This window comes from Curtobacterium sp. SP.BCp (assembly GCF_051903255.1).
In the GTDB taxonomy this organism is placed as follows: Bacteria; Actinomycetota; Actinomycetes; order Actinomycetales; family Microbacteriaceae; genus Curtobacterium.
Genome location: NZ_CP194338.1, coordinates 3,025,589 through 3,038,618 on the forward strand (window position 1 = coordinate 3,025,589; position 13,030 = coordinate 3,038,618).

A 13,030-nucleotide genomic window follows, 5' to 3' on the forward strand; every position below is an offset into this window, starting at 1 on the left:
GGGCGTGGCAGGCGGCGTACGGTGATCATCAGCATGCTGACGATCCCAGGAGGCACCGCATGAGCACCCCACACCCCCGCGCCGTCGAGGACCCGGCCGCGATCGACCGCCGGCGCTGGGCCGGCCTCGTCGTGATCAGCATCGCCGTGTCGCTGATCATCGTGGACTCGACCATCGTCAACGTCGCGATCCCGAGCATCGTCCGTGACCTGGACATCGGCTCGACCGCGGTGCAGTGGGTGCAGGAGAGCTACACCCTGGTGTTCGCGGCGCTGCTGCTCGTGTTCGGCTCGCTCGCCGACCGCCTCGGGCGACGGCTCCTCCTGGTGACCGGCGTCGCGGTGTTCGCGGCGGCGTCGGTGCTCGCCGCGCTGGCACCGACCGGGGAGCTGCTCGTGCTCGCCCGCATCGTCCAGGGCGTCGGCGGCGCGATGGTCCTCCCGACGACCCTGTCGCTCGTCAACGCGAACTTCACCGGCCGCGAGCGCGGCATCGCGTTCGCCGTCTGGGGGTCGACGATCGGTGGCATGGTCGCCGTCGGGCCGCTGCTCGGCGGGTGGCTCACGACCTCGTTCTCGTGGCGCTGGGCGTTCGGCATCAACATCCCGCTCGGCGTCGCGATCGTCGTCTGCGCGTTCCTCTTCGTCCGCGAGTCCCGCGACGCCGTGCACGCCGGCCGGATCGACGTCGTCGGGGCGGTGCTCAGCGTGCTCACGAGCGCGTCGCTCGTGTTCGGACTCATCGAGGGGCGGACCTACGGGTGGTGGACGAACGCCGAGCGGCTCCGGATCGGCGACTGGTCGTGGCCCGGCCCGCTCTCCCCCATCCCGTACGCGTTCGGGCTCACCGTGGTCGCCGGCGTGCTGTTCGTGCTCTGGACGCTGCGGCGGCAGCGGAACGGCCGCTCGACACTCATCGCCCTCGACCTCTTCGGCATCGCGTCGTTCCGCGGCGGCTCGATCGCGGCGCTCATCGTGTCGCTCGGCGAGTTCGGCATCATCCTGTCGCTCCCGCTGTGGCTGCAGAACGTGCTCGGCTACTCGGCACTCCAGACCGGGTTCGTGCTGCTCGCCCTCGCCGTCGGGTCCTTCGTGGCGAGCGGGTTCGCCGCCACGGCCGGACAGCGCATCGGCGCCCTCCGGATCGTCCGGCTCGGCATCGGCGCGGAGATCGTCGGCGTCGCCGCGGTCGGGTTCGTCGTGTCGTCGTCGACCCCGTGGTGGGCGATCGTGCCGTGCCTGTTCGTGTACGGCTTCGGCGTCGGCCTCGCCACCGCGCAGCTCACCGGCGTCGTGCTCCAGGACGTCCCGGTCGAGCGGAGCGGTGAGGCCTCCGGCGCACAGAGCACCGCGCGGCAGATCGGGTCCGCGCTCGGCATCGCGGTGCTCGGCACCGTCCTCTTCACCTCGACGAACACGCTGCTCGAACACCGACTGGAGGACGCCGGCACCCCGTCCGCGACCGCCTCGCAGGTGGCCGACGCGGTCGTGACGTCCTCCGGCGGGGCGATCGCCGGACTCCGCGAGCAGGACCCGTCGGCCGCGGACGCCGCAGCGGAGGCCTTCAGCGACGGGACCCGCGCGGCGGCGTGGTCCGCTGCGGGCTTCCTCGTGCTCGGTTTCGCCGCGACGCTGCGGCTCCGGGCACGGCGACCCGACGACGAGAACTGACGCAAATCCGGGTTGTGCACAACTGAGTTGTGTGCAACACTGTCGTCATGCCCGTGACCGACGAGATGGTGTGCTTCTCCCTCTACGCCGCCTCCCGCGCGACGACCCAGGCGTACCGCACGATGCTCGAGCCCTGGGGCCTGACGTACCCGCAGTACCTCGTGCTGGTCACCCTCTGGATCGAGGGCGACCAGACCGTCTCGTCCCTCGGCGACCACCTGCAGCTCGACTCCGGCACCCTGTCGCCGCTCCTGCGCCGCATGGAGCAGGCCGACCTCGTCCGCCGCGAGCGACGGAGCACCGACGAGCGCGTCGTCACCGTCACGCTCGGTGACCGCGGGCGCACGATCCGTCCCGAACTCGCGCACGTCCCCGCCCGCATCGCACAGGGCATGGGGCTGCCGGACGAGCAGGCCGCGCTCGAGCTCATCGGCACGCTCCAGCGCCTCACCGCCACCATGCACGCCGCAGCCGAGCCCCGGGCCGACGAGCCCGCCGGCGCGGCGCAGCAGCAGCACTGACCCCCACGAAGGAAGGAACCACATGGAAGCCCTCTACACCGCCGAGGCCCTCTCCACCGGTGCCGGCCGCGACGGCCGTGTCGCGACCAGCGACGGCTCGTTCGCGCTCGACCTCGCGATCCCGAAGGAGATGGGCGGCTCGGGCAACGGGACGAACCCGGAGCAGCTGTTCGCCGCCGGGTACGCCGCCTGCTTCCACTCCGCACTCCAGGGTGTCGCGCGTGCGCAGAAGGTGAAGATCACGGACTCGTCCGTCGGCGGCCGCGTGCAGATCGGCCCGAACGGCGACGGTGGCTACCAGCTCGCCGTGCTGCTCGAGGTCGTGCTGCCCGGACTCGAGCACGACCAGGCCCAGGCCCTCGCGGACGCCGCGCACCAGGTGTGCCCGTACTCGAACGCCACCCGCGGCAACATCGACGTCACCATCACCGTCTCGGAGGACTGACCATGACCGACACCACCCCCACCGCCATGCGCGCCGTCGTCCACCACGAGTTCGGCGAGCCCGCCGACGTGCTGACCGCCGAGGAGCGCCCGGTCCCCACCCCGGGCGCCGGCGAGGTCCTCGTCCGCACCGTCCTCTCCCCGATCCACAACCACGACCTGTGGACCATCCGCGGCACGTACGGCTTCAAGCCCGAGCTCCCCGCGGCCTCGGGCACCGAGGCGCTCGGCGTCGTCGAGGCGCTCGGCGAGGGCGTCACGAACCTGTCGGTCGGCCAGCGCGTCGCCGGTGGCACCTTCGGCGTCTGGGCCGAGTACTACGTCGCGAACGCCGCGGGTCTCGTGCCGGTGCCGGACGCGATGACCGACGAGGACGCCGCGCAGCTCGTCTCGATGCCGTTCAGCGCCATCAGCCTGCTCCACTCGCTCGACCTGCGCAAGGGCGACTGGCTCATCCAGAACGCCGCGAACGGTGCGGTCGGCCGCATGGTCGCGCAGCTCGGCAAGGCCCGCGGCATCAACGTCATCGGGCTCGTCCGTCGCGCCGCCGGTGTCGAGGAGCTCCGCGAGCAGGGCATCGACCGCATCGTCGCCACGGACGCGGACGACTGGCAGGACCAGGTCCGCGCGATCACCGGCGGCGCCCCGATCATCGCGGGCGTCGAGTCCGTCGGCGGCAAGGCCGCCGGTGACATCGCCTCGGTGATGGGCGAGAACGGCACCCTCGTCGTGTTCGGCGCGATGGCCTCCCCCACCCTCGAGATCCCGTCGGGCAAGGTCATCTTCGGCCAGCTCACGGTCAAGGGCTTCTGGGGCGCGGTCGTCAGCAAGACCATGGACGCGCCGCTCAAGCAGCAGCTCTTCGGCGAGCTCATCTCGCGCGTGCTCGACGGTTCGCTGACCCTCCCGGTCTCGGAGGTCTTCCCGTTCGAGGAGGCCCGCGCCGCGGCGCGCGCCAGCGACACCGCCGGCCGCGTCGGCAAGGTGCTCCTGCGCCCGTAGCGCACGCAGCAGACGGACTGGAGGCGCGGTGCCAGCTGGTACCGCGCCTCCAGTCCGTCAGGCGGCGGGGACCAGAGCCCGCAGCGCGTCTGCCTGAGCGAGCCACCCGACCGGGCGGCCGTCCCCGTCGACCACCGGCAGGCCGGCGGTGTCCGACGCCTCGATCACGTCCTGCACGACCCCGTCGAGCTCGACGTCGTCGTGGACCGCCGTCACGTCGGACGCGACGTCGAGCACCGGACGGTCCGCGAAGTCCACGTCGGTGAGCACCGATTCGCCGGCCGACCGCGCGGACACGACGCCCGCGAAGCGTCCCTCGGCGTCCACCACGACGACCGGTGCCCCACCGCCGGACTCGACGGCCACGAGCGCCTCGGCTGCGGTCGCGGTCACCGGTACCAGCGCGCCGAGCGGCCGCGCGGCACCACCGACCGTCGCCCCCGAGGACCGGCGGACCGGGACCGCCGAGTCGGTCAGGTCCACGCCGCGGCGACTGAGCTTGAGCGTGTACACGGTGTCGCGCGACAGGACCTTCGACACCGCCGTCGCGATGACGACCGCGACGACGACCGGCAGGACGAGCGCGTAGTCGCCGGTCAACTCGAAGAGCATGATGCCCGCCGTGATCGGTGCGCGGGTCGACCCGGCGAACACCGCTCCCATCCCGACGACCGCGAACGCCCCGATCTGCCCGTGCAGGGCCGGCTCGACCACCGCCGCGGCCTCGCCGAAGGCCGCACCGACCATGGCCCCGATGAACAGCGACGGCGCGAACACCCCGCCGGAACCGCCGATCCCGAGCGTCAACGAGGTGGCGAGCACCTTCCCGACCACGAGCACGGCGAGGAACCCGAGCGCGTACTGCCCGGCGACCCCGTGCTCGAGGACCGGGTACCCGACGCCGTACATCTGGGGCAGCGCGAGCAGGAGCAGGCCGAGGAGCAGGCCGCCGACGACGGGCCGCAGCCACTCCGGACCGCGGCTCGCCCGCCACAGGAGGTCGCAGGCGTCCTCGACGAGGTACAGCACCCGGGTGAAGCCGATGCCCACCGCTCCCGCGACGAGCCCGAGCAGCGCGAAGAGCAGGTACTCCGGTGGGGTGACCCCGCCGATGGCCGGCAGGTGCAGGAACGCCGAGTCGCCGAAGACCGCGCGCCCGACGAGCGCCGCTGTCACGCTCGCGATCGCCACCGCGCCGAACGACGTCGGGGTGAAGTCGCGGAGGAGGAGCTCGAGCGCGAAGAAGACCCCGGCCACGGGAGCGTTGAACGTGGCCGAGATGCCGCCGGCCGCACCGCACGCGACGAGGGTCTTCAGCCGGACCTCGGGCAGCCGCATCCACCGGCCGATCGTCGAACCGAGTGTCGAGCCGATCTGGATGATCGGCCCCTCCCTGCCGACGGAGCCGCCTGCCCCGATGCAGATCGCGCTCGCGAGGGCCTTCACGACGGCGACGCTGCCGCGGATCCGACCGCCGTTCCGGTCGACCGCGAACATGACCTCGGGCACGCCGTGCCCCCGCGCCTCACGCGCGAACCGGTGGATGAGCGGCCCGTAGAGCAGCCCGCCGACCACGGGGGCGAGCACCACGAAGCCGGCGCCGAGCCACGGGACCCACGGGTTCACGGGGTGCCCGGTGGTCGCGGAGTAGTCGGCGTGCCCGCTGAAGACCCACGTGGCGTGCTCGATGAGCCAGCGGAAGACGACGGCGGCGAGCCCGGCGCCGGCACCGACGACGAGGGCGGGCAGGGCGAGTCGGACGGCGGCGCCGCCGAAGCGGGTACCGGCGGCGTGCAGGTGGGAGCGGGCGGGAGCGGATGTCGACACGGTCCTCCAGAGTTGTACGAGCACAATGATTGTACGCGTGCAACTACAAGGAGGCGAGCACTGCTGGGTCAGCCCCCGAAGGCCGAGACCTCCTCCGGCAGCGGCTCGTCCATCGCCGTCCGCAGCGCCCGCATCCCGGCGACCACCGCGGGCCGCTCCGCCTCGGGCACCCGCTCCAGTACCTCCGCCAGCTCACGGCTCCGTCGCGCGCTGACCTCGTCGACGAGCGCCCGACCGCGGTCCGTCGCAGCCACGAGCACCTCACGCCGGTTCGCAGCACCCGGCCGGCGCTCGACCCAGCCTCCGGCCACGAGGCGGTCGACGTTGCGCGTCAGCGTGGAGGGTTCGACCGCCAGACGCTCGGCGAGGTCGCCGGCACGGGTCGGCCCCAGCGTGGTGACGAGCACGATCAGCCGGAACTGCGGGACGGTGACGTGCTCGAGGGCGGGCGCCAGCGAACGCGCGACGATGCCGAGCAGCCCTCGGGACGCCGCGAGCACCTCGTCGATCTCAGCCATGCCCACCATCCTCGCAGCCCGTCACATGGCCTCCTTGATCCCGCGACGCACCAGCCAGGCGTTCACCGGGTAGGCGCACACGAACCCGGCGACCATGGCGAGCTGCATCGCCACCCAGAACTCCGGCGAGAAGACACTCGCCCGTCCGCCGAAGAGCGCGGGGAACACGACGAGCTGCCACACGGCCATGAGCCCGTACATCCCGATCTGCCACGCGACGATGCTCAGCGTGTCGGCCTTGAGCGCGGCGACGAGCCCGGCACGGACGCCGAGGCCGCGCATCGGGGCGATGGCGAAGTACTGGAAGCCGATGCCGAGCAGGTAGGCGAGGACGAAGTCCACGACCCACCCTGCGACCATGCGGTCCTGGTAGAGCGAACCCAGCCCGATGACGGCACCGATCGCCGGGAACCAGGCGAGCCCGAACTCGCCCACCAGGTCGCCGAGTGCACACCCTGCGCCGCAGTGGCTCGTGTCGATCGCCGTCCCGGCCCACCGGCCGTGGTCCGGCGCGGTCGCCCTCCCGCGTCGGAGGTAGAACACGAGCCAGACGACGCTGCCGAACAACATCGTCAGCGGCCAGACGAGCGCCATCACCCGCATCCGCGGCGGGTGCCGGACGACGTCGACGGCGACGAACGCCGTGCAACCGACCGCGACGACCAGGAGCACCGCGCAGAGCGCGGTGAGCGGGGACGGGAAGGCATGGATCCCGAGCTCGACCACGGCCACCACCTCGGCTTGTACGCGTACAACGACAGGTCGAGCCTACGGTCGGGTCACCACGCTGCTCTCAGCCGGGTGACTGACGGACGGGAGGCCCGTGGCGGATCCGCCACGGGCCTCCCGTCCGTCAGTCGTGCGCGGTCAGGCGCGCGCCTTCTTCTTGTCGACCACGAAGATGTTGCCGGTGGTGACGCCCTCCTCAACCTCCTCCAGGGTGCGGCCGCGGCTCTCCGGTACGAACTTCCAGATGAAGAGCAGGGCGAGGACGCCGACGACGGCGAAGCCGAAGAACGTCCCGGTGATGCCGGTCGCCGCCACGATCGTCGGGAAGTACAGCCCGAGGAACGCGTTCGCGATCCAGAGGCAGAACACCGCGCTGCCCATGCCGAGTGCGCGGATCTGCGTCGGGAAGATCTCGGACAGGACGACCCACACGGCGATGTTGAGGAAGGTCTGCATCGATCCGACGAAGGCGACGACGAGGAACAGGATCACCCACGGGCGCGCCGGGTTGCCCGTCACGAGCAGCATCGAGGCGATGCCGATGAGGAAGTGGCACACGGTGGTCAGCGAGAACCCGATGAGGAGCGTGGTCCGCCGGTTGATGCGCTCCATGTTCGCGAGGGCGATCACCCCACCGATCACGGCGATGACACCGGGAGCGATGTTGGCGATGAGCGCTGCCTGCGCCTCGAAACCGGACTCGATGAGGACTGTCTGGCCGTAGTACATGATCGAGTTGATGCCGGTGAGCTGCTGGGCGACGCCGAGCCCCGCGCCGATGAGCACGATGCGGATGAGCCACTTGTTGCCGAGCAGCGTGCGCCACCCGCTCTGCCGCTGGACCTTCGCCTCGAACTCGTTCGTCCGCTTGATGTCCTCGAGCTCCGCCGTCGCACGCTCCTTCGAGCGGATCTGCCCGAGCACCTCGAGCGCCTCGTCGTTGCGCCCCTTCGACGCGAGCCACCGCGGCGACTCGGGCACCCGCAGCATGCCGACGAACAGCGCGATCGCAGGGAGGGCACAGACGGCGAGCATGACGCGCCAGACGCCACCGCCCTCACCCCAGAGGCTGCCGATGATCGCGTTCACGACGAACGCGGCGAGCTGGCCGATCACGATCATGAGCTCGTTGCGGCCGGACAGCGAGCCGCGGATCTCGTAGGGCGCGAGCTCGGCGAGGAACACCGGGACCACCGTCGACGCACCGCCCACCGCGAGTCCGAGCAGCACACGGCCGACGACGATCACGCCGAAGGACGGGGCGAAGACGCAGATGAGGGTGCCGACGAAGAACGCGACGGCGAGCAGGATGATCGTCTTCCGGCGCCCCCACCCGTCGGCGACCCGACCGCCGAGCATCGCGCCGATCGCCGCGCCGAACAGCAGGGAGCTCGTGACGACGCCCTCGGTGAGGTTCGTCAGGCCGAGCTCGGCCTTCATCGGGTTCAGGGCACCGTTGATGACACCGGTGTCGTACCCGAAGAGCAGGCCGCCGAAGGTGGCGACGAGGGCCAGCACGCCGAGGCGGCGGCGGTGCGGCCCCGTGCCGACGGGGGGCAGTGCGACAGCCGGTGCTGTCGGCTTGATGTCGACCATTCGGTGACTCCTTCGTCCGTGATCGCGCTTCATCGCGTGGAGCGATCGTAACCCGAATCCATGTCCTGTCAATCAGTCATTCTGTCGTCAGACCGTTTGGATCGGTCCACGAAAGCCCTGGTCAGCGTCGGAGCGGTCCAAACCGTCAGTGCTCGTCCGGTTCCCGCCGCGGGGACTCGTCACCGAGGACGTCCCCCAGTGAGGCCATGCCCGCGCCGTGGTCCGTGTACCGACGCACCGTCCGGCGCGCCGCAGCACTCGCGGCTCCGGCGAGCTTCGGGTCGCGCCGAGCGGCGTCGGCGACACGGCCGGCGTGCCCTGCGGTGGACAGCAGCACGTTCGCGAGGGCTCGGGCACCACCCTGCTCGGGGACACCGGCGATCGACCACGCGGAGCGGACCTGGTCGTCGGGGCTGACACCGCGACGGGTACCCATCCGATGCCAGTCCGACAGCACCCCCTCGGTGCGGTCGGCGGCGCGGGCGGATTCGTCGGACCGTCGACGAGCGGCATCCCGGGCAGCATCGTCGGCCAGGGCATCGCGCGCCGCGACCGACTCGGCTCGCGCTCGGGCCGCAGCGTCGTCCCCGCCGGACTCGGCGATGCGGGCGGCGTGGGCGGCTGCTGCTGCGGCGAGGATCTCGGAACGGTCCATGCCGACGACGCTAACGCCTGGGGCCGACAGCGAGCGACCGGTTCGCGTGCACGGTCTCCCTCCGGTTAGCATCGCGCGGGAGGGGGAACACGATGAGGACTGCACCGAGGACGGTCGCCACGCTGGGGTTCGTGACGATCGGCATCGTCACGTTGGGCGGGTGCGCGCTGCTCCGCGGCCCGGAGCCCGTTCCGGGACCGACACGCACCTCGCCCTCCGCGAGCGTCTCCGCGAGCCCGACCCCGACGCCGGACGAGTCGTCGGCCGAGGCCCTGCTCGAGGCGTCGGCACATCCGCGGACACCGACCCCCGAGCCGTCGGAAGCGGCGGCTCCCGAGCCGACCCTGAGCCGGATCGCCGCCGGCACGGTCGTGGCGGAGGGGAACGTCGCGTCACCGCTCGGCAGCGTCCACTTCCACTTCCGCATGGTCTCCGACGGGGACGACACGTTCTCGGCGCAGTACTCCGGCTTCACGTCGACGCTGCCCGTCCCGGTGTCGGTCTCCCTGTTCGAGAAGCCGCGGGCGGTCGGCGACGGTCTCACCTACCGTGGCGTCGGCGACCACCAGCTCGGCGGCGCGACCGCGGCACCGGGATCCTCGGCGACGGTGCCGCTCGACGGGTCGGGCGTCGAGCCGTCCGGGCTCACCACCCTCGTGACGTACTCGTCCGCCGGGCCGGACGCCGCGGTCCCGGTCGAGCTCGGCCCCGGCAAGGTCCTCGCCGTGACGACGGTTCGCTGGTCGGTGCCCGCACGGACGACGAACGTGCGACCCGTCGACGGTGGTGCGCGGTCGAACGCTGCCGGGAAGGTCACGGCGACGACGCCGAGTGGCGCGCCGAGGTCCTACGTCGTGGCGCCGGACGACCTCATCGGTGACGTCGCGGCGCGGTTCGGCGTCAGCGTGCGCGCGCTCGTGTGGTTGAACGAGGGCGTGCAGGTGTTCGGCGACGACCAGTACCTCTACGAGGGAACGACGCTCAACCTCGACCCACTGGCGCGCTGACGCGCTCGCGCGCCGCACGTACGTGCGTGCGTGCAGACGGGAGGCCCGTGGCGGATCCGCCACGGGCCTCCCGTCTGCTGTCCGGTCGCGTGCTACTTCCGCAGCTCCAGGTACTTCGCGATGAGCGCCTTGGTCGAGGAGTCCTGCGCGTCGAGCGCGTCGCGGTCGCCCTCCACGGCCGGGGTGACCTGCAGCGCCAGCTGCTTGCCGAGCTCCACGCCCCACTGGTCGAACGAGTCGATGCCCCAGATGGTGCCCTCGGTGAACACGATGTGCTCGTACAGCGCGATGAGCTGCCCGAGGACACTCGGGGTGAGCTCCGGCGCGAGGATCGACGCGGTCGGCTTGTTGCCCGGGAACGTGCGCGCGGCGACGATCCCCTCGTCCGTGGTGCCCTCGGCGCGGACCTCGTCGGCGGTCTTGCCGAACGCGAGCGCCTTGGTCTGCGCGAAGAAGTTCGCGAGGAACAGGGTGTGCACGTCGGTGCCCGGCTGGACGCCCTTGCCGTCGCCGGTCTCGTCCGTGAGGGGACGCGGCGGGTTCGCGATCGTGATGAAGTCCGCCGGGACGAGGTTCGTGCCCTGGTGGATGAGCTGGTAGAACGCGTGCTGGCCGTTCGTGCCGGGCTCGCCCCAGAAGACCTCACCGGTGGAGGTCGTCACCGGGCTGCCGTCCCAGCGGACGCGCTTGCCGTTCGACTCCATGGTGAGCTGCTGCAGGTAGGCCGGGAAGCGGTGCAGGTACTGCGTGTACGGCAGCACCGCGTGGCTCTGGGCACCGAGGAAGTTCGAGTACCAGACGTTGAGCAGCCCCATCAGGACGGGGACGTTCTGCTCGAGCGGGGTCGTGCGGACGTGCTCGTCGATCGCGTGGAACCCAGCGAGGAACTGCTCCCAGTTCTCCTTGCCGATCGCGACGACCACGGCGGTGCCGATCGCGGAGTCGACCGAGTAGCGGCCGCCCACCCAGTCCCAGAAGCCGAAGGCGTTCTCCGGGTCGATGCCGAACGCGGCGACCTTGTCGAGGGCGGTCGAGACGGCGACGAAGTGCTTCGCGACCGCATTCGCCTTGTCCTCGTCGGAGCCGTCGGTGAGCCCGAGACGCTCCCAGAGCCACTGGCGTGCGAGCCGGGCGTTCGTCAGGGTCTCGAGCGTGCCGAAGGTCTTCGACGCGACGATGAAGAGCGTCGTCTCGGGGTCGAGGTCGGCGGTCTTCTCGTAGATGTCGGCCGGGTCGATGTTCGAGACGAAGCGGGCCTCGAGCCCCTGCTGCACGTACGGCTTGAGGGCCTCGTAGACCATGACCGGCCCGAGGTCGGAGCCGCCGATCCCGATGTTGACGACGGTCTCGATCCGCTTGCCGGTCACGCCGGTCCAGGCGCCGGAGCGGATCTGCTCGGCGAACGCGTAGACCTTGTCGAGCGTCGCGTGCACGTCGGCGTCGACGTCCTGCCCGTCGACGACGAGCGCCGGGGAGGCTCCGGCCGGGCGACGGAGCGCCGTGTGGAGGACGGCGCGGTCCTCGGTGACGTTGATGTGCTCACCGGCGAGCATCGCGCGGAAGCGCTCGGCGACGCCGGTGTCCTCGGCGACCTGCAGCAGGCGGGCGAGGATCTCCTCGGTCACGAGGCCCTTGGACAGGTCGACGGTGAGGTCGGCGGCCTGGAACGTGTACTTCGCAGCACGCTCGGGGTCGCTGTCGAACCACCCACGCAGGTCCGGGGTGAAGCCGTCGGCGATGGCGGCGAGCTTCTTCCAGCCGTCGGTCGATGTGGGGTCGACGGGAGCGGATTCGGTCACGAGGGGTCCTCCTGGATCACGTGGGAACACAGTCCGCCGGTCACCGCAGCACTGCGTCGCGGACCACGTTCGAGCGTAGTGCCGTCGCGGTGCGCCCGCGCACAGTCCGCCTTCGCTGTGGACGGACCCTCGCCGGGCCCCGCCTGTGCAGGACAGGTGCCGGATCCGGACCACCTCGGCGCCCGCAGCGCGCCCGGGTCAGGCGAGCAGCGCCTCCAGGGCGTCGGCGACCGGACCGTCGGACGCGGCCCGCCAGGCACGACCCGCCCACAGGTGCAGGCGGTGCGGATCGCCGCTCGCGGCGGCGTCGGTCCGGAGCGGCCGCGTGAGGTGGTGCAGCGCCGGGTAGCCGAGCGGCGCGTCCGGGTGCGCGCGGGTGAAGGCGTTCGCGAGGGCCCGGGCCGGACGACCCGTGAAGGCCCGCGTGAGCACCGTGCGGTCGAAGGCCGCGTCCGCGAGCGCTGCGCGGTGGGTCGACGACGTCCCCGCCTCGTCGGTCCGCAGCACGGCGGTGCCCACGGCGACCGCCGAGGCTCCGGCCGCGAGCTGCTCGCCGACGTCCTCCGCTCCGCCGATGCCGCCGGCCGCGACGACCGGCAGCGGCGTCGCCGCCACCACGGACCGGACCAGCTCCACGAGCGGCACCGCCCGCACGGGCACCCGCGGATCGAGCACGGCGGAGTGCCCACCGGCGGCCTCCCCCTGGACGAGCAGGACGTCGACGCCGCACTCCGCTGCCGCGACCGCCTCGACGGGGTCCGTCACCGACTGCACCGTGACGACGCCGCGACGCCGGAACGCCTGCACGACCGATGTGTCGGGCAGGCCGAACGTGAACGAGACGACCGGGACGGGGTCGTCGAGGAGCGCCGCGACCTTGTCCGACCAGGCGTCGTCGTCCTCGTGGCGCGGCGGCAGTGTCCGGCCGGCCTCGTGCTCGAGTTCGGCGCGGTAGGCCTCGTACGCCTCCGGTTGCACCGGGACCGGGTTCGGGACGAACAGGTTCACCCCGAAGGCCTCGACGCCGGCTGCTCGGACCGCCGCGACCTGCGAGGTCATGGCGTCGACCGTCTGGTACCCGGCGGCGATCTGCGCGAGGTGCCCGGCGCGGGCTGCGGCGACCACGAGGCCGGGCGCGCTCGGGCCGCCGGCCATCGGTGCGACGTGGACGGGCGCTGCGGTACCGAGGACTCCGGGCAGGGAACGCATGTGCCCATCCTGCCGCGGCAGCCGGCGAGCGTCGGGCCGTCGAGGATCAGGCC

General features: G+C 72.0%; 12 protein-coding genes. 5 read left to right on the plus strand and 7 right to left on the minus strand.

Annotated elements, in window-relative coordinates; all coding sequences use genetic code 11:
* The first annotated feature begins 59 nt into the window (after window positions 1-59).
* The 4 genes from ACRQ4C_RS14340 to ACRQ4C_RS14355 are packed head-to-tail and all read left to right on the plus strand — an operon-like array spanning window position 60 to window position 3,637.
* On the plus strand, window positions 60-1,670 hold the full coding sequence (locus tag ACRQ4C_RS14340) for a DHA2 family efflux MFS transporter permease subunit (protein ID WP_439689138.1): 1,611 nt from the start codon (window positions 60-62) through the stop codon (window positions 1,668-1,670).
* A gap of 47 nt (window positions 1,671-1,717) precedes the next feature.
* Entirely contained in the window at window positions 1,718-2,191 is a 474-nt protein-coding gene (locus ACRQ4C_RS14345; protein ID WP_439689139.1) for a MarR family winged helix-turn-helix transcriptional regulator, read from the plus strand.
* Window positions 2,192-2,213: 22 nt separating this feature from the next.
* On the plus strand, window positions 2,214-2,636 hold the full coding sequence (locus ACRQ4C_RS14350) for an organic hydroperoxide resistance protein (protein WP_290133993.1): 423 nt from the start codon (window positions 2,214-2,216) through the stop codon (window positions 2,634-2,636).
* Between the two features lie 26 nt (window positions 2,637-2,662).
* Complete coding sequence (locus ACRQ4C_RS14355; RefSeq protein ID WP_439690913.1) at window positions 2,663-3,637, plus strand: zinc-binding dehydrogenase; 975 nt, start codon at window positions 2,663-2,665, stop codon at window positions 3,635-3,637.
* Window positions 3,638-3,694: 57 nt separating this feature from the next.
* Here ACRQ4C_RS14355 and ACRQ4C_RS14360 read toward each other — a convergent pair whose 3' ends face one another.
* The 5 genes from ACRQ4C_RS14360 to ACRQ4C_RS14380 all read right to left on the minus strand — a co-directional run bounded on the left by ACRQ4C_RS14360 (window position 3,695) and on the right by ACRQ4C_RS14380 (window position 8,962).
* Window positions 3,695-5,464 carry a chloride channel protein gene (locus ACRQ4C_RS14360; protein WP_439689140.1) on the minus strand — a complete coding sequence of 590 codons (1,770 nt, stop codon included), beginning with the start codon at window positions 5,462-5,464 and terminating at the stop codon, window positions 3,695-3,697.
* Between the two features lie 68 nt (window positions 5,465-5,532).
* On the minus strand, window positions 5,533-5,982 hold the full coding sequence (locus ACRQ4C_RS14365; RefSeq protein ID WP_439689141.1) for a MarR family winged helix-turn-helix transcriptional regulator: 450 nt from the start codon (window positions 5,980-5,982) through the stop codon (window positions 5,533-5,535).
* A gap of 21 nt (window positions 5,983-6,003) precedes the next feature.
* A complete protein-coding gene (locus ACRQ4C_RS14370) occupies window positions 6,004-6,708 on the minus strand; it encodes a DUF4396 domain-containing protein (RefSeq protein ID WP_439689142.1) in 705 nt (234 codons plus the stop codon).
* Between the two features lie 141 nt (window positions 6,709-6,849).
* Window positions 6,850-8,307, minus strand: a complete 1,458-nt coding sequence (locus tag ACRQ4C_RS14375) for a sugar porter family MFS transporter (RefSeq protein ID WP_439689143.1) — start codon at window positions 8,305-8,307, stop codon at window positions 6,850-6,852.
* Window positions 8,308-8,452: 145 nt separating this feature from the next.
* Window positions 8,453-8,962 carry a hypothetical protein gene (locus tag ACRQ4C_RS14380; protein WP_439689144.1) on the minus strand — a complete coding sequence of 170 codons (510 nt, stop codon included), beginning with the start codon at window positions 8,960-8,962 and terminating at the stop codon, window positions 8,453-8,455.
* A 92-nt stretch (window positions 8,963-9,054) separates the two neighbouring features.
* On the opposite strand from ACRQ4C_RS14380, the gene ACRQ4C_RS14385 reads away from it, so the two are divergent.
* Complete coding sequence (locus tag ACRQ4C_RS14385) at window positions 9,055-9,969, plus strand: LysM domain-containing protein (RefSeq protein ID WP_439689145.1); 915 nt, start codon at window positions 9,055-9,057, stop codon at window positions 9,967-9,969.
* A 92-nt stretch (window positions 9,970-10,061) separates the two neighbouring features.
* On the opposite strand, the gene pgi is transcribed toward ACRQ4C_RS14385, so the two are convergent.
* Together pgi and ACRQ4C_RS14395 are read right to left on the minus strand one after the other, a co-directional pair.
* Window positions 10,062-11,768: a glucose-6-phosphate isomerase gene (gene pgi, locus ACRQ4C_RS14390; protein ID WP_439689146.1), complete on the minus strand. Its 1,707-nt coding sequence runs from the start codon at window positions 11,766-11,768 to the stop codon at window positions 10,062-10,064.
* Window positions 11,769-11,966: 198 nt separating this feature from the next.
* Window positions 11,967-12,977, minus strand: a complete 1,011-nt coding sequence (locus ACRQ4C_RS14395; RefSeq protein WP_439689147.1) for a nitronate monooxygenase — start codon at window positions 12,975-12,977, stop codon at window positions 11,967-11,969.
* Window positions 12,978-13,030 lie beyond the last annotated feature (53 nt).